This window comes from Flavobacterium sp. SH_e (assembly GCF_025717045.1).
In the GTDB taxonomy this organism is placed as follows: domain Bacteria; phylum Bacteroidota; class Bacteroidia; order Flavobacteriales; family Flavobacteriaceae; genus Flavobacterium.
Map to the genome: position 1 here is coordinate 337,093 of NZ_JAOVZN010000001.1, position 17,074 is coordinate 354,166.

Consider the following 17,074-nt stretch of genomic DNA (forward strand, 5'->3'; position numbering starts at 1 on the left):
ATCAATTTGTTAATTAAACAAGATGCGAACTACTTTTATAATCTATACAATCAAATTGGTATTGGCTCTACTTCTACTCTTCCAATTGGCCTACGCCAAAGTTTGAAAAGCAGAATAATGAAAATGGGCAAAAAACAAATCGCCGACATGACGAGATAAATATCCTTATATGCTAATAATATAGCCGATTGAGAAGTTTGATTGGAAAGACTTTTTTCTGCTTTTTTCTGTGCCTCGGCATCAGACAATCCCATAAATAAAAAATTCCTTTTGTAGTTTTCCAACTGATTTTCTGCCATCTGATTTACAGAAGATAGCTGCTGACTTAAGCCCGTTTTGTGATGGACATTTAGATTAGAAATAAATGTTCCTAAAATGGCTCCGCCTAATAACGATGCAAAAACTGCCTGCGCGATAATTCCCGTCATCATACGTGATGTACTCAAATCCTTTGGCACACCTTCGGAAATATAAAGTAGGGAAACAGGAAACAGAAATCCCATTCCTAATCCTTTAAAAATAAGCGGAAGAAAAAAATCTGATGCATCGATACCTGGATAAAACCTAAAAAAGAGAACAATATGATACAATCCGTAGCAGGCAAAACCAATAACCCAAATCGTTGCCAGATAAATGCGTTTGTACAAAAGATAAGTTGAAAGCGGAATCGAAATACACAAACCAATTAATAATGAAAGATGAGTTACTGCTCCCAAAACTGAATCAAAACCTAAAATATTGGTCATATAACCTGTAATAACGCTTCCCGTTCCATTTATCACACCGATATAAAACATTAAAAATGCACCCGCAATAACATTCTTAAACTTGTAAACATCAGGATTTATAAGCGGTTCAGCAGTAAATCGAACATGAAACAAATAAATTCCTGCCATAATAAATAGAAATGCTGATGCAAGTGTTATTTTTGGATCGCTGAACCAATTTCTAGTCTGCCCTTCGGCACATAAAAAAAGAATGATGGCAAAAAATAAAATCATGATAATCCAGCCTCGCCAATCAAATTGAAATGGCGTTTTCATTGGAGCAACATCAGCTTTATAAAAATACCAAGCCAAAATTATACAGATCAAAAAATTGACATTCAAGAAATAAACTCCAAAAGTCCAATTATGAAAACTGACAAAATACGCTCCCAAATATTGGTATAAATGTTGGCTTCCTTTTTGAATAAACTGAAAAATACCATACATCAGAGCCATATTAAAAGCTGGATTGTATTTTAATAAAATCGGTACCATTGATGCAAATATTCCGATAATCGAAACTATCGCCAAAAGCGATCTGCAAAGAACAAACCATGCAATCGTTGGCACAAAAAGTGATGCTGTATTGAACAACAAGGACAAAAATGAAACAGACAAAATCATTGTTCGCACTTTGATTTGTTTTCCCAATTTTAACCCTAAAGGAAGAAAAGCCAACATTGAAAAAATGGGAATATAAACCGCATAATTAAAAGCAGTCGTTGAAGGTCCAAAATGTCCTAATATCTGTGAGTTATCATAAGTTGTAACATTGAGTCCGTTAAAAAAAGGAATTGTCAGGATATACAATCCTGTAAGTGTAAAAACGCTTCCTTTTTTTCCTGCAAACATCTTTTTATTTTTTTACTTCAACAGTTACATTCATTCCTGGTCTTACTTCATGCAGTTCTTTAGCTGGTGTTTCAAATTCAATTTTAACTGGAATTCTTTGTGTGATTTTCACAAAATTCCCAGTTGAATTATCAGGTTCAACCATGGAGAATTTAGCTCCAGTTGCTGGAGAAAATCCAACGACTTTTCCTTTAAATTCTTTTCCGTCCAATGCATCAATTGTAATGGTAACTTCTTGCCCTTGTTTTATTTTTTCTATTTGAGTTTCTTTAAAATTTGCCGAAACCCATAATTTTTCATTCAGAACAATTGTTGCAATTGTTTGGTTTGCATTGATTAATTCTCCGATCGATAAATTTCTTTCGCCCACAAAACCATTACTGGGAGCTATAATGTAAGTGTAAGACAATTGCAGTTTTGCAGCATCGAGATCAGCTTTCTTTCTCGCAACAGTTGCAGATGACGCTTCAAGATTAATATTGCTTTGTTTGGTTATAGAACTGCTGGCTTCCAATCCTTTTTGACCTGCTTTTACATAAGCTTCTTCCGATTTTAGTTTTGAAATAACCTGATCGTATTGATTTCGCGTTACAGCAGAATCAGCATACATATTTTTGAAACGCTGATAATCTTTTTGGGCTTTCTCCAAATTTGCCATATCCCCAGCCAATTTTTCTTTTCCCGAAGCTTGATTGGATGCCGAAGTAGTTATATTTTGCTGCAGCGAATGAAGATTTCCTTCGGCTATAGCCAAATCTGCTTCCGCCTGTTTGACTTTTATAATGTATTCTGAATCATCCAAAATAACCAGCGTATCTCCTTTATGAACAAACTGATTGGCTTCGAATTTGATTTCTTTAATGTGACCAGTTGCACGCGCCGCAACGTTATTGATATACGCTTCAACCTGCGCATTATTGGTAGTTTCATAAGTGCTGAAATCAAAGAATAAACTTAAAATCCACAATCCTCCAGCAATTAAAAAAACAAAAGACAATACAGTCAGAATGCTGTTTCTCTTTTTTTCATTTTTCTGAATTACTTCATTTTGTGTATCTGCTTCGCTCATAACAAGATTCATTAAAGTTTTCCCATAGCATATTGAAGTGAATAATATTGAATGATTAAATCTAAATTGGCATTTACCAATGATATTCGAGAGTTATTCAGCTGTAATTCGGCATCTACAATTTCGCTAATTAGCGCAAAATCATTATCGTAACGGCTTTTTACAATTTTATAATTGCTCATCGAAAGCTCAACATCTTTCTTGTAGGTTTTGATATTTTCTTTGCTTTCTGCATATCTAACGTAAGCATTTTTAACTTCTGTAGAAATCTGATCTTTAGTCACTTCTAAAGCAATATTACTTTTATCGATTTCCAGTTTATCACCAGATATTCGATGTTTTAAATTATAAAAACTTGAAAGATCCCAGTTCAAAGAAAGTCCTGCAGCCCAATAATTTAGAATATTAACATAATTGGGCCATTGTGCTGGATACTCGGTATTTAGAATAAGATTTGCATTTAAGTTGGGTTTAAATCCGCTTTTGGTCAAACTTAATGATGATTCTGATAATTTGATTCTAACCTCTGCTCTTTTTATTTCTTCTCTGTTTTGAAAAGCTTCTTCTAAACTATCTTGAAGATTAATATTTTCTGTCGGAATCATACTTTCTACTACTTCAGGTTTCAGAATTGTATTCGTTGGAAAACCAATTAAAATATCCAGATAATTACTGATCAGTTGGATTGTATTGGTGCTCCTAAAAACTGAAACTTTAAAATTAGATTGTTGCAATTCTGTTCTTAAAAGATCACTTTTTAGATTTTGACCATTATTGACACGAGATTTAAGCTGACTGATTCGAATATCTGTATTTATAATATTTTGCTTTGTTACCTCGATTTGCCGATACAATTTCTCGAGTGTAAAATACTGTTCTGTAATGGCATTTTTTACGTCAGCTTCCGTCATTTTAACAGCCGATTCCTGCATTTGGGTAATTAATTCCTGCTGATTTATTCTGGTGTTGATTGCGTTTCCGCTATAAATTGGAAGTGTCGAAATAATATTGGCAAATGCCTGATGATTGTAATAATCGACCGTAACCTGACTTTCATAAAATCCATCATAAAGTTTTGGATCTCCAATATAATTGTATCCGCCATTTAAGCTCAATCTTGGCATTTTGGCAATTTTCGCCTGACTGACATTTTCATTGGCAATAGCCAAATCCGTATTTGCCAGTTTTAATTGCCGGTTATTTTTAATTCCTAATAAAATTGCTTCGTCTAACCTTATTTTTTTTGCAGATGCAAGACTGCTGGTATCCTGCTGCGCAAAATTGAAATTACAGCAGCACAATAAGACAAGAGTCAAATGTTTTAAATTTAAAACTCTAAATTGCCAATAACACATCCGATTATATTGATTTAGTTTTTAATTTTTGGGAATTTGTAATCAATATTCTTCAACAAACCTTTCAGTAAAACTTGAAATCTTTATATAAAAAAGTCACGGCGTAAACTCTGAAATTGTTCTTTTACAATAATTATTTTGATATAAATTTAAACAATTATTAATCAATATTTTAGAACACAAACACTCAAAATTGTTTCATTTTATAAATTGGAACAATTTTTAAGCTTTCAAGACTTATTTAAGCAAAAAAAAAATTGCAACAATCAGATGATCATTGCAATTTTAGAAAAAAAATCAAAATGTAGTTATCGGCGTATAATTCTTATTTTTCTGTTTTTGCATCCAATAAAACGGCCAATTGAATGCAAGGCGAATCAGAACGATTGCTCCAAGCATGATTGGTTCCGCGTTGAATTACAATATCTCCAGCTTTCAGTAAAGTTTCTTCTTCATCGACAATCAAATAAATTTCTCCCGAAATGATAATGATATAATCTAAAGTATCTGTCTGATGCATTAAAGGATGCGGTTCTCCTTCTGGAGCTATCACACCTAAATCTTTATCGGGCGGAATCTGGACATAACGAAAATAACTTCCATTTTTTGGTGTGTTTGGAAAAGCGGTATTTTCTATAATTTTTTCTTCAAATTTTGCTGGTGTCGAATCTGTTGACCAAATATCAGAAATAATTAATCCTGGAAAATGTTCTGATACATTGGTAACAATTTCATCTTGTTCTATAATTGATTTTCCGTTTCGTAAACCTGTTACGATTCTTCTCGGAATTGTTTTCATGTTGTATGTGTTTGCATTATTTTTCTACCGAAGAGATATTCCTGCGGAATATTAGTTACTTAATCTAACTTAAACCATTCGTTGACTTCTCTTTCGATATTATCTTTAATTTTCGGATTTTCAAATTCATTTGAAGCAGGATTATATTCGTAATCTTTTTTCCATTTTTTATAATTCAAGGCAACTTTTTCAATGGCATCACAGATATAAAAAAGCTCTTCATTGGTCATTATTGGATGCAATGACAAACGCACCCAGCCCGGTTTATTGGTTTGGTTTTTCTGAAGTAATTCGTTTGTTATTGCTTTAGAACGTTTTTCATCAATATTGAACAAGTAATGCGCATAAGTACTCGCACACGACCAGCCGCCACGAACCTGAATTCCGAAACGATCGTTTAAAAGTCTTACGATTAAATTGTAATGAATATCTTCGATCACAAAAGAAACACAGCCAATTCGGTCGCTTTTTAAATCTCCCAAAAGAGATAAACCTTGAATTTTTTGCAATCTCGAAAAACAAATATCTAGAAGTTCTTTTTCTCTTTTGGCAATCTTATCAACGGTCATTTTTTCTTTTAATTCTAAAGCCAAAGCTGTTCGAATTACCTGAAGAAATCCTGGAGTTCCACCATCTTCCCTAACTTCTATTACATCGCTGTAACAATAATTCCCTAATGGATTTGTCCATTTTACATTTCCGCCTCCTGGATTATCAGGAAAATCAGATTGATATAATTTTTCATCGAAAACCAAAACTCCGCAAGTTCCTGGTCCTCCCAAAAATTTATGTGGCGAAAAGAAAATAGCATCCAATTGCTGTTCTGGATCTTTTGGATGCATATCAATCTCTACATAAGGCGCAGAAGCTGCAAAATCGACAAAACATAAACCATCATTTTGATGCATAATTTTAGCTAATTCGTGATAAGGCGTAATAATTCCTGTAACATTAGAACAAGCTGTAAACGAACCTATTTTTATGCTTCTATCAGCATATTTTTTAATTTCCTGCGAAAGAGCTTTTGGATCTACTAAATTATTTTCGTCAGGAGAAAGAATCACTACTTCAGCATTGGTTTCATACCAAGAAACTTGATTGGAATGATGCTCCATGTGTGTAATAAAAACTACAGGTCTATCCTTTTCATTTTCGTGATTTTTTCTTAAACCAATAATACGCTGTAGTTTTGATAACGCCGCTGTCATTCCTGTTCCTGTTGTAACCAAAACATCAGAACTTTTAGCGTTTACCGATTTTTTAATAATTTCCCTTGAGTGCTGGTAAGCGTATGTAGAAGTTTTTCCTGTCTGACTTGAAAATGAATGCGTGTTGGCAATCATCGGACCAATTTTATTGAGCATTATATCTTCAATCGGAACGTACAACCTTCCGCTGGCAACCCAATCTGCATAAACAAGATTTTGTTCTCCATAAACCGATTCAAAAATATGATCTATTCCTACTGTGTTTTCTCTAAATTTAGAAAAGTAACATTCAGACTCTGTTGGTTTTGTTGTTGACTCAATAGCATTCATTTCCTTATCATTTTTTTAATTAACTAATATTGTATTATTGGCTTTTTTGAAATTAAATTTTATTCTCTAAAAGCGTTTTTAAAGTAGATTGCAATTCTTCTCCGTGAAGATTTTTTGCGACGATTATTCCTTTCGAATCCACTAAATAATTTGCAGGAATAGCTCTTACTCCATAAAGTTTGGCAACAGCACTATTCCAGAAAAGCAAATCAGAAACATGTGTCCATGTCAAGTTATCATCTTGAATTCCTTTAATCCAATTTTCTTTCTTTTTATCTAATGAAATTGCTACAATGTTGAATCCTTTATCATGAAATTCTTTGTACGCAGCAACGATATTTGGATTCTCTTTTCGGCAAGGACCGCACCAAGAAGCCCAAAAATCAACTAAAGTGTAGCCTTTTAAATTTTGGTAAAGACGAACTGGTTTTCCTTCAGGATCATTAGCAGTAAAATCAGGGGCTTTTTTACCAATCGCTAATCCGTCTAAAACGGTAACCAGTTCTTTAAGTTCTTTTACGTAAGTGGTACTTTGAAGGCTTTTGTCCAGTAAAGCAATATTTTGTGTAATCTGTTCTGGAGACAATCTATACGACCAGTTTCTGTATAAAACATAGGCAGAAACCAAAGAATTTGGATGTTCTGTAATGAATTTGCTGATTTCAACATCTTTGGTCTTTTTATAAGTTTCGAACAAATCTTGAGAAGCCGAACCTTCTACAACCGAATTGCTGTAATATTTCTTTGGATTTAATTGAACCGTAATTGGTTTTTTTTCTAAGAAAATATACAGTGGAGAACTTGCTGTATTTACACTCAATCCGTATAATTCTGGTGTTTTTACTTTTGTTTTAAAACTAAAATTTCCGTCTTTTACTTTTACCGAATCAATAGTTGTAAACATTTTATTGTGAAACTTTTGCAGATAAACGTATTGCGCCACAGTATCGACAACTGTTCCTTTTAATTGTAAATTACTTTCCTGCGCCTGAGTTTGAAAAGCTCCAAGAAACAAAGCAAAACCTAATAGTATTTTTTTCATTTTATTTTTAGTTTTAAGATTAGACAAGAGAGTTTCGGGCCAATGCCAAAAAGCATTAGCGAATAAATTTTAAAAAAGAAGATTTAAGAGAAATTATGTTTTCACATTCGAAAAGTGACAAGACTATATTCTTCAAAAATTGAATTCAAAAGTTCGTAACCGGCGTATAATATCAAGTCTGCTTTCATTTAAAAAAAATAAAGATTTAACGTTGATGATCTTATTCAGATTTTGAGGAAATCTTTTCTTATCTGTCCGTCTAACGGAAGGATTTAGCACCTTATTCGGCAACAGGTTGCTAAGACTTCATCGGGCCTATTCCCTCAGTCTTTCTGGATAAGTATCATTTTTAAATTTTCTGTGATACAAATATATATTAATTCTACCGAATTAGTCAAGTTTAAAACTGTTTTTTTTGATTTTTATTTTTAATTGATTCAAAAAAAACCTTCAACATCAATAAAATCAAGGTATTAAAAACCACAAATATTTTTAATGGTAATTTGTTTTATAAAATAAATTCATACGTTTTATCAAAAACAAGGAATATATTTCATTTCTTTTTTAAAGAAAAACATAGAGATATTTGCTAGTTTCGAGACTAGAAAGAGATTCTTTCAACCCGCTTTCTAGATTTAAAGTAATAGAGCGTAAAACATCTTTTAAATCTTTAAAATTGTTTGGCTTTATGAAATAACAGACAGCGCCAAGATTTGCAGCTGTGTCCATATCATTTTTATACGAAGAAGTCGAAATCATAATGACTGGAATATTTTTATAACGATCATCCGATTTTAATTGCTTCAAACATTCCCAACCGTTCATTATAGGCATGTTCAAGTCTAGAAAAACAACTTCAGGAATTTCATTTTGCTTTTCTATCATTTTTAATGCTTCGCTTCCATTTTCTGCACAATGACAAATAATATTTTCATCTATATCGGCCAATGCCTCACAAAACATTTCTGCGTCATCCCTATCATCATCAGCTAATAGAATTATTTTTTTTATCATATTTAAATGTCTTTTTCTTTTTGCTCAAATGGTATTGTTATAATAAAAACAGCTCCTTTATTTGGAACTCCAGAGGCAGTAATACTTCCGCCGTGGCGTTCTGCTATTTTTTTGCAAAGCGATAATCCTAAGCCAGTTCCTTCATAACGGTCTTTAGAATTAAGTCGTGTAAATGTCTCAAATATACGGCCTGTTTGATCAAGATCAAAACCAATTCCGTTATCTTCTACTGTAATAATTGCAAATTTTTTATCCTCTTCAATTTGTTCTTTTGCAGTAATAGTAATTTGCGAAGCGATATCTTCTTTAGCAAATTTAATAGAATTATTAATCAGATTGTAAAACAATTGATATAATAAAACAGAAGCACCTTCCAAAACGGGAAGATCTTGATAATAAATTTTTGCGCCTGTTTTTTGAAGAACAATTTCCAGATCGGTTTCTATGTTTTTGATAGTTTCATTTAAATCGACAATTGTAGCTTTTTGCGAATCGGCATTGATTTTAGAATATGCCAATACGCCATCAATCATGTTAAACATACGATCTGCTGCAACATGAATTCTATCAATAAATTTCGAAGCAGAATCATCTAATTGTCCTTCCAAATGATCTTCAAGACGACTTACAAATGTTTTAATTTTTCTAACCGGTTCTTTTAAATCGTGTGATGCAACATGCGCAAATTGTTGTAAATCGTCATTAGAACGCTGTAATTCTTTCGTTCGTTCGGCTACCAAAATTTCTAGCTTTTCAGTATTTGATTTTTGTTCGTGAATATCGGTGCAAGTTCCAAACCATTTAGTGATTATTCCTTCTTTGTCTTTAATGGGAACTGCTTTACTTAAAAACCATCGATATCCTCCTGTATTTGCATTTCTTAAACGAAATTCAAGCTGATAAGGAGAACCTGCATGAACACTTTCGTGCCAGCCTTTTGACACTAAATAAACATCATCGGGATGCAATTTTGAAATCCAGCTTGAGTCTCCAAATTCATGTTCTTGATAACCCGTGTATTCGTACCAACGGCTGTTATAATAATCTACAAAACCGTCTGGATTGGCTGTCCAAATAATTTGCGGAACTAAATCTGCGAGCTGCCTAAACTTTTCTTCGCTTTCTGTAATTACATTTTGGAGTTCTTTCTGCGAAGTAATATCGCTAGATGCGCCAAACCATTCAATAATCTTTTCTTGATCGTCTAATATTGGAACTACCCTAGAAAAAACCCATCCTATAGAATCGTCTGGATTTATCACTCTGTGTTCCATTTCGAAAATACTTTTTTCTATTATGGATTTAGAAATGAGATCAACCGCTTTGCCTAAATCACTTGGATGAATAAATTTATCCAACCAATTAACACCTCTTTCTCCAGAATTAGATAAACTCCCATCTCCTTCAAGATTTTGCATAATCATCCAATCAGCATCCATTCGATAGACTAAATCAGATGATGCGTTGACTAAAGCTCTAAAACGGCTTTCACTTTCTTCCATTTTCTGACGAGCTACAACTTGTTGTGTAACTTCAACCGCCACTTGTATCATTCCAGTTATCTGACCGTCTTCAATCAGCGGACGATAAGCCAGATTATAGTAGTAATCTTTTAATTTTCCGGTACGATTATGCGGAACTAAAACTTCACTTTGGTCAAAAGGAATTCCTTCATTATAAACTTTTAAAACCTGTTCCCAAACATATTGACCTTCTAATTCTGGCAAAACATCAATCAATCGCATGCCAATAACTTCTTGGCCGCGACCAATCATTTGAAGCATATGCGTGTTTATCTGCTCAATTATGAGATCATCACCTCTAAGTACTAAAGTTGGTGCAGGTGTTTGGTGAATCATTTTTCTGAAACGGCTTTCACTTTGCTGTAGTTTTTCTTCTGCCAGTTTAATTTCAGTAATATCTCTTGTTGTTCCAGCAACAACCTCTACTTCTCCTTTTTCATTAAATACTGGAACTAAAATATAATCATAAATTCTCCTTCCTAATTCTGCGTGCGGAAAAGAAACAGTTCCTCTTATAGCTCTTTTTTCGGCAGCTACGGTGTCTATTTCTTGTTCATGCATTTCGGCATGCCAATCTTCATATCCATTTTCTCTTAGTCCACGCCCGATTGCATCCTCTGCCGTTTTGCCCCACATGCTCAATAAAGCTTTGTTTGCATAAGTGAACTTATAATCAAGATCAAATACATACACTAGATCGGGAGTTGAATTTATGATAGAATTGTAAAGTCTCTTTTGTTTTTCGGCATCAATTAATGCATTATTCAAAGCATTTTCGGCATTTTTCTTTTCAGTGATATCTTCCATCGTCACCACCAATAATTCGCTTTCTTTTACTGTAGTAAATTTGAACCAATGTTTTGCATTTTCATCTTCGTACCAATTTTCAAAATTAGCCGCAATTCCTGTTTCTGCAGTTTCAATAAATTTTTCGAGAATATTAGTTTCTTTTATTTTATAAAAAACTTCACTGAATCTTTTGCCTTTATAATCAGCAATATTGATCCAATTTATAGCGTAAGTATTACACAGCAAAATTGAGAAATCTTCGACCTTGCCTTTTTTATCATATAAAGATTTTAAAACTGCAATACCGTTAGGCGCAGAATTAAAAACAGTTTGAAAAAGGTCTAAATTATTTATTAGCTCCATTATTGTTTTGAGTTAAAATAATTTCTAATGCTGTATGATTTTTTTTCAAAGGCCTTCCGAATTTGTTAAAATTCTTTCTCAAATATAGAGAAAAACCCTGTCACTTAAACATCATTAAAAACGAATTTAAAAATCGAAAAAGCCAAACACTAAGATTTGGCTTTTTCGATTTTTAAATTTTAATTAATTTCTATTTTTTTATAGTGTCTGTAGCAATTGTTTCCGTAGTATCCATATTAATTGTATCTACTTCGGGGCCAACTGTATCCATCGTATTTTGTATGGAATCATTTTCATACGAATCTGTTGTTGGAGTTTCATTCTTTTTACAAGAAAATACCAATCCAATCAAAAGAATGAAAAAAGCGATCTTTGTTTTTAATATCGTTTTCATGATTATATTTTTTAAATGAATGTTTTCTAATATCTTATTCATAAAGATAAAACCCCTATCATAAACTTCTTTATATAATTTTTAAAACCTGTTATAGAAATCAAATGGAATTAATTCGATACCAAATTGAACAAGAAAAAACATTTTAAAAGCAATTGATCTAAGTATAATAGCTGGTAATCATTTTTTCTTTTTTAAACTATCTTTTTTGGCCTTTATACTGTCTTTTTGAACACCTGTAGCGGGTGTATAGAGAGCGCCGTCTTGCGCACTTTCACTAGGTCCGCTTCCTGTTCCAACTGTACTCTCCGACCCGTTTTTTTGTGTCGAATTAATATTGGTAGATATTTTATTTGCGGTTTTTACACTGTCTGTTTTATTTTTTCCGCTGTCTAGAGGCGATATAACAGTTTCTATTTCGTCGCTGTAACCGTCATTTTTTTTACACGAACTTAATACTCCAATTAAACCTATCAGGATCATAATTTTTAATCTCAAAACTGTTTTCATAATTATTTCTTTTTCAATTTATGCTAAGTAACTATTATTAAAATGGTTAGGCTTATACTATTTATTTTTATTGTTACATAAAATCGTAATGGAAATACTATAAAATTTTAGAAATAATGCTGTAAGCAAGCTACAGATTTTAGTTAGTAGCTTTGAAATGAATGTATTGCACATTATAAAACGATTAAAAAATGGATAATTCAAATCAACATATTAATGAAGGAAGTATTACCTCTGGTGACAATGTTTCTTTTTGGATAGATTCTACTGAGATCATTTCTTTTGAAAAACCGAAGCAAGATATTAAAACTGAGGTTCTAATTATTGGCGGCGGTATTGCAGGAATTACAACTGCTTACAAACTTTTAAAAGCAGGAAAAAAAGTAGTTTTAGTAGAAGATGGTTTCATTGGAAGTGGAGAAACAGGACGAACCACTGCACATTTAACTTGCGCATTAGACGACAGATATTATTATTTGCAAAATACTTTTGGTAAAGAAAATGCAAGACTTGCCGCCGAAAGCCATTCCGCTGCAATTGATGAAATAGAGAAAATTGTAAATGATTTACAAATCGATTGTGATTTTAAAAGAGTAAATGGTTATTTATTTCTTCATCCAAATGACAACGAAAAAAATCTAGACAAAGAATTTGAAGCTACTCAAAATGCAGGTTTAGATACTGTTCTCTTAAATCATACCCCTTCATTGGCAGAAGCACAAGATCAAAGATGTCTTGCATTTAAAAATCAGGCGCAATTTCATATTTTACATTATTTGAAAGGACTTACGAAAGCTATTATACAAATGGGCGGAACCATTTATACTGAAGCCCACGCAGAAAATATAACCGATAAAGGTGCAACTGTTAATGGTTTTGATTTTTGTGCCAAATACATCGTCGTAGCAACCAATACTCCTATCAATGATGTTTTGACCATGCACACCAAACAGCATGCTTATAGAACGTATGTTATTGGAGGGAAAATTCCAAAAGATAGTCTTCCTTACGCTTTATGGTGGGACACGGGAGATCCTGAATCTAAATGGGTTGCACAGCCTTACCATTATGTACGTTTAGAAAGTTTTGATGATGAGTATGATTTGCTGATTATTGGCGGAGAAGATCATAAAACAGGACAAGCAGATGAAGAAGGCATTTCTGAATTTTCACGCTATGAACGATTGGAAATTTGGGCGAAAAAATATTTTCCATTATTAGATGAAATCAGCTATAAATGGTCAGGGCAAGTTATGGAACCTTTTGATTCCTTAGGTTTTCTAGGAAGAAATCCAGGCGATCATAATGTTTTTATTATCACTGGAGATTCTGGAAACGGAATGACACACACCACAATAGGAGCAATGATTATTTCGGATATGATTCAGGAAATTGAAAATAAATGGCAAGATTTATATAGTCCCTCTCGAATTACTTTTAAAGCAATTGGCGATTATTTGAAAGAAGCTGGAAATATGGCCTCGCAATATCTCGATTGGATTTCAGCATCAGATCTTAATAATACTGCAGATTTAGAACCAGGAAACGGTGGAATCCTCTCTTTCGGATTACGAAAAGTAGCCGTTTACCGCGATTATGACAAAACACTTCACGCCTTTTCTGCTGTTTGTCCGCATTTGGGCTGTGTCGTGCAATGGAATTCAGACGAAAAATCTTTTGACTGTCCTTGCCACGGTTCAAGATTTGCAGCAGATGGAACAGTATTAAATGGTCCTGCCGAAACTAACTTAAGTCATATTCATATTAAATAATTATTGTCAAAATTGTTTTAGCACATTTCTTCAAATAAAATCTATGTTTCTCTTATATGTTAAAAATAAATTTTGTTCAATCTCATATAAAAACAGACACTATGGAAATCTTATCAAACTACTTTAGTGAAAACATCTTCCAGAAACGAATTGTAATAACTGGCGGAACAACAGGAATTGGAAAAGCTATTGCAGATTTACTGGTTTCTCTTGGCGGGCGTGTGCTTATTTTTGGAAGAGACGAAAATGACTTTTACAATGCTATGGATGATATTAAAACTAAATCCTCTAAAGGAGAAATCTTTGGCGAAGCTGCCGATATTACGAAAAAAGAAGATATAACAAGAATTTGGGATCGAGTTGATAAGGTTCTCGGCGGAATAGATATTTTAATCAATAATGCCGCTTTGCCTGCACGCGGCATTATTGAAGGTGAATATGAAGATTGGAAATACATTTTAGAAACCAATATTTTAGGTTATATCGCTTTCGCGAAAGAAGCAGTCAACAGGATGACAGATCAAAAATCTGGACATATTGTAAATATTGGTTCTATGAGTGCCGAAGTGAAAGAAAAAACAGGAGTTATTTATGTAGCAACCAAAACCGCGATAAGAGGTTTTAGCACGGCACTTCGTAAAGAAATAAATCCGTTAGGAATTAAAGTTTCGCACATCGAACCTGGCGCCGTTACAAGCGATATGCAACCAGCTCCAAAAGAAGTTCAGAAAGAAGAAATAAAAGAAATGAAAATGCTTAAAGCAGAAGATATTGCCATGAGCGTTTTATTCTGTTTATCACAGCCAAAACGATGTGATATTGTGAGCATGCAGGTGAGACCACATCTTCAAATGATTTAAAAATATACTTCCTACTTTTTCATTTTTTTAACTGGAAAACATCTGTGCAATTATGTGCAGATGTTTTTTTACTGACCAACTCCAACAAAAAAGAGCGGAAAATTTTCCGCTCTTTTTTATTCTTTTAATCCGTTTTGGTTGCATCATTTTCAGAAATGTCTCTATGAAAATTACTTTTATGCCTAAGTTCTTCGTAATCGGCATCATCACCCCAATCTCCTGTATTTTGCTGTTGAATTGGATTGTTTCTTTCTTTCAATTGTTCATCCTTATTTTCATCACTTGGAAAATACATTTGATAACCAAAAATAGGATCCCAATTTGATTCTTGAGTACGATCGATACCATCTTGGAATAAATCGTTTTGTTCATTTCTTGTATCCATTTGTCTAACTATTTATATACCATCAGAAATTGAAAGTATGATTATTACTTCATATCGTAGACTCGTAAAATTCAACAAATTAAGTTAAGGGGCTGTTACATCATTTTGTAGAAATTTTATATGATTCTATTTAACAGTTCACTAAAATTAAGCAAAATATTTCCAAAATTGATTAAGAAATTGTAAAAAAGAATCTTATGTTTTGAATTGTAAAATAAAACTTATTTTTTACTTTTTAGTTTGATTATTCAATTCGTAAGTATTTTCTTTGTGTAAAACCAAAGACAAATTATATTTTTAAATAACCTAAAGGTATGCCAAAAAAAATACAACCACTATTTTATACTTTATTCTTCATTTTTGTAATTCTTGCAAGCTGTAAATCAACAAAAAATCCAAATAATAATCTTGGCCAAACACCTTCAAAAAATCCTAATCTTACTTTAGAACAGACATGGCAATATAAAGATTTGCAAACAGATAGCATTCCAGGGATCTCTCTCGACAAATGGTATCTTCAAAACAAAAAGAAACCCAAAAACAAAAACTTAATTATTGCAGTAATTGATACTCAAATCGATTTGAAACACGAAGATTTACAAGGTGTAATCTGGACCAATACGAAGGAAATTCCAAATAATGGCATCGATGACGACCACAATGGCTATATCGACGATGTTAACGGATGGAGCTTTACAGGAACAAAAAGTGGCGCTTACGTCGTGTGGAATAGATACGAATATGTTCGAATTGTAGAAAAATGGGGACCACTTTTTAAAGATAAAACAGAATCTGAAATTGATGTGAAGGATCTTTATAAATTTAGAGAATATCAGCGAGCAGCAAAAGTATTAAAAGAAAAAAATGAATATTATGCCAATTGGCATAAGTCACTTGTATATTCTGTTGCTGTTTATCCTCTTGCAAAAGATACTTTAAAATATTTTTTCCCTAAAGAAGACTATACCACTAATCAGCTTGATAGCATGTACAAAAAATACAAGATTAATGACAAACGCTATCGTCAAATGAGAGATGACAACGACAAAGATCTTGGAGCGCTTATAAAATGTTTAATGGTATGTATTGAAGTTGGCGAAGAGACTTTTAAAGATGTAAAAGATAAAGAAACGCAATTGGATTCTGTCCTAAACAAAAATCTGAATGTAAATTACAATGAAAGATTATCTATTGCCGATAATCCTGAAATCTTAGAAAAAGGATATGGCAACAATAAAATAAGCAATACCATTGAAGGAATTAGAACCATTCAGAATCATAACACAATGGTATCTGGACTTTTGGCTGCCAATAGATATAACAACAAAGGAATAAAAGGAATGACCGATGCTAAAATTATGCCTCTAAATATTTCCCCATCTGGCGATGAGCATGATAAAGATATTGCAATGGCAATTCGATATGCGGTAGATAATGGAGCAAAAGTTATTAATATGTCTTTTGGAAAAGAATTTTCTCTACATCGTGATTGGGTAATTGATGCTTTTAAATATGCAGATGAACACAATGTTCTTATGGTGCATAGTGCCGGAAATGACGGTGAAGATTCAGACAAAAATATTCATTTTCCTAATGATTTAGACTATGATGAAAAGACAGAAATATGCAATAATTTCATCAATGTTGGATCTACAACTAAAAAATTCGGACCTGCTTTAGTTTCTGATTTTTCAAATTATGGAAAGCAAAATGTAGATTTATTTGCTCCTGGAGAAGATATTTACACCACTTGCGCAGAAAATAAATATGACTTTGATTCTGGCACTTCTTTTTCTGCTCCAATGGTTACAGGAACGGCAGCGTTAATTTGGACTTACTATCCTAAACTTACTGCGAAACAGGTAAAACAAATCATTCTGGATTCAGGAACTCCTTATAATTTTGAAGTTATTCTTCCTGGAACAACAGACAAAAAAGTTCCTTTTGCAGATTTGTCCAAAACTGGAAAAGTTTTAAATCTTTATAACGCGATGCAACTCGCAGAGAAAGTAAGCAAGCAGAAATAATCCATTTTAAAATAT

Annotated in this window: 14 protein-coding genes and 1 riboswitch; of the genes, 3 read left to right on the top strand and 11 right to left on the bottom strand. The window is 32.8% G+C overall.

From position 1 onward, the window contains the following. Window positions 1–50: 50 nt before the first annotated feature. The 10 genes from OD917_RS01465 to OD917_RS01510 form a co-directional block, all read right to left on the bottom strand. The gene (locus OD917_RS01465) at window positions 51–1,619 is read right to left on the bottom strand and encodes an MFS transporter (protein WP_263521770.1); all 1,569 of its coding nucleotides are present in this window, start codon (window positions 1,617–1,619) and stop codon (window positions 51–53) included. Window positions 1,620–1,623: 4 nt separating this feature from the next. Next, complete coding sequence (locus OD917_RS01470) at window positions 1,624–2,688, bottom strand: HlyD family secretion protein (protein ID WP_263521771.1); 1,065 nt, start codon at window positions 2,686–2,688, stop codon at window positions 1,624–1,626. An 11-nt stretch (window positions 2,689–2,699) separates the two neighbouring features. Then, entirely contained in the window at window positions 2,700–4,004 is a 1,305-nt protein-coding gene (locus OD917_RS01475) for a TolC family protein (RefSeq protein ID WP_263521772.1), read from the bottom strand. Window positions 4,005–4,368: 364 nt separating this feature from the next. After that, entirely contained in the window at window positions 4,369–4,842 is a 474-nt protein-coding gene (locus OD917_RS01480; RefSeq protein WP_263521773.1) for a cupin domain-containing protein, read from the bottom strand. A 59-nt stretch (window positions 4,843–4,901) separates the two neighbouring features. Further along, window positions 4,902–6,380, bottom strand: a complete 1,479-nt coding sequence (locus OD917_RS01485) for an aminotransferase class V-fold PLP-dependent enzyme (RefSeq protein ID WP_263521774.1) — start codon at window positions 6,378–6,380, stop codon at window positions 4,902–4,904. A gap of 52 nt (window positions 6,381–6,432) precedes the next feature. Further along, entirely contained in the window at window positions 6,433–7,422 is a 990-nt protein-coding gene (locus OD917_RS01490) for a TlpA disulfide reductase family protein (RefSeq protein ID WP_263521775.1), read from the bottom strand. A 244-nt stretch (window positions 7,423–7,666) separates the two neighbouring features. Beyond that, window positions 7,667–7,765, bottom strand: a riboswitch (SAM riboswitch). Window positions 7,766–7,986: 221 nt separating this feature from the next. After that, complete coding sequence (locus OD917_RS01495) at window positions 7,987–8,436, bottom strand: response regulator (RefSeq protein WP_263521776.1); 450 nt, start codon at window positions 8,434–8,436, stop codon at window positions 7,987–7,989. Between the two features lie 2 nt (window positions 8,437–8,438). Beyond that, on the bottom strand, window positions 8,439–11,111 hold the full coding sequence (locus OD917_RS01500; protein ID WP_263521777.1) for a PAS domain S-box protein: 2,673 nt from the start codon (window positions 11,109–11,111) through the stop codon (window positions 8,439–8,441). 190 nt (window positions 11,112–11,301) lie between these two features. Then, window positions 11,302–11,505, bottom strand: coding sequence for a hypothetical protein (locus tag OD917_RS01505; RefSeq protein ID WP_263521778.1), 204 nt, complete (start codon window positions 11,503–11,505; stop codon window positions 11,302–11,304). A 180-nt stretch (window positions 11,506–11,685) separates the two neighbouring features. Continuing rightward, complete coding sequence (locus tag OD917_RS01510) at window positions 11,686–12,015, bottom strand: hypothetical protein (protein ID WP_263521779.1); 330 nt, start codon at window positions 12,013–12,015, stop codon at window positions 11,686–11,688. Between the two features lie 191 nt (window positions 12,016–12,206). On the opposite strand from OD917_RS01510, the gene OD917_RS01515 reads away from it, so the two are divergent. Both OD917_RS01515 and OD917_RS01520 read left to right on the top strand, forming a co-directional pair. Next, complete coding sequence (locus tag OD917_RS01515; RefSeq protein WP_263521780.1) at window positions 12,207–13,787, top strand: FAD-dependent oxidoreductase; 1,581 nt, start codon at window positions 12,207–12,209, stop codon at window positions 13,785–13,787. Window positions 13,788–13,888: 101 nt separating this feature from the next. Next, window positions 13,889–14,647, top strand: coding sequence for an SDR family oxidoreductase (locus OD917_RS01520; RefSeq protein ID WP_263521781.1), 759 nt, complete (start codon window positions 13,889–13,891; stop codon window positions 14,645–14,647). Window positions 14,648–14,771: 124 nt separating this feature from the next. Here OD917_RS01520 and OD917_RS01525 read toward each other — a convergent pair whose 3' ends face one another. Next, the gene (locus OD917_RS01525) at window positions 14,772–15,032 is read right to left on the bottom strand and encodes a hypothetical protein (protein WP_263521782.1); all 261 of its coding nucleotides are present in this window, start codon (window positions 15,030–15,032) and stop codon (window positions 14,772–14,774) included. Between the two features lie 314 nt (window positions 15,033–15,346). Between OD917_RS01525 and OD917_RS01530 the strand changes: the two genes are divergently transcribed. Continuing rightward, the gene (locus tag OD917_RS01530; RefSeq protein ID WP_263521783.1) at window positions 15,347–17,059 is read left to right on the top strand and encodes a S8 family peptidase; all 1,713 of its coding nucleotides are present in this window, start codon (window positions 15,347–15,349) and stop codon (window positions 17,057–17,059) included. Window positions 17,060–17,074 lie beyond the last annotated feature (15 nt).

Coding starts and splice junctions, on each gene's coding strand:
- OD917_RS01465 (WP_263521770.1), bottom strand. CDS start 1,619: ATGTTTGCAGGAAAAAAAGGAAGCGTTTTTACACTTACAGGATTGTAT.
- OD917_RS01470 (WP_263521771.1), bottom strand. CDS start 2,688: ATGAGCGAAGCAGATACACAAAATGAAGTAATTCAGAAAAATGAAAAA.
- OD917_RS01480 (WP_263521773.1), bottom strand. CDS start 4,842: ATGAAAACAATTCCGAGAAGAATCGTAACAGGTTTACGAAACGGAAAA.
- OD917_RS01485 (WP_263521774.1), bottom strand. CDS start 6,380: ATGAATGCTATTGAGTCAACAACAAAACCAACAGAGTCTGAATGTTAC.
- OD917_RS01490 (WP_263521775.1), bottom strand. CDS start 7,422: ATGAAAAAAATACTATTAGGTTTTGCTTTGTTTCTTGGAGCTTTTCAA.
- OD917_RS01495 (WP_263521776.1), bottom strand. CDS start 8,436: ATGATAAAAAAAATAATTCTATTAGCTGATGATGATAGGGATGACGCA.
- OD917_RS01500 (WP_263521777.1), bottom strand. CDS start 11,111: ATGGAGCTAATAAATAATTTAGACCTTTTTCAAACTGTTTTTAATTCT.
- OD917_RS01505 (WP_263521778.1), bottom strand. CDS start 11,505: ATGAAAACGATATTAAAAACAAAGATCGCTTTTTTCATTCTTTTGATT.
- OD917_RS01510 (WP_263521779.1), bottom strand. CDS start 12,015: ATGAAAACAGTTTTGAGATTAAAAATTATGATCCTGATAGGTTTAATT.
- OD917_RS01515 (WP_263521780.1), top strand. CDS start 12,207: ATGGATAATTCAAATCAACATATTAATGAAGGAAGTATTACCTCTGGT.
- OD917_RS01520 (WP_263521781.1), top strand. CDS start 13,889: ATGGAAATCTTATCAAACTACTTTAGTGAAAACATCTTCCAGAAACGA.
- OD917_RS01525 (WP_263521782.1), bottom strand. CDS start 15,032: ATGGATACAAGAAATGAACAAAACGATTTATTCCAAGATGGTATCGAT.
- OD917_RS01530 (WP_263521783.1), top strand. CDS start 15,347: ATGCCAAAAAAAATACAACCACTATTTTATACTTTATTCTTCATTTTT.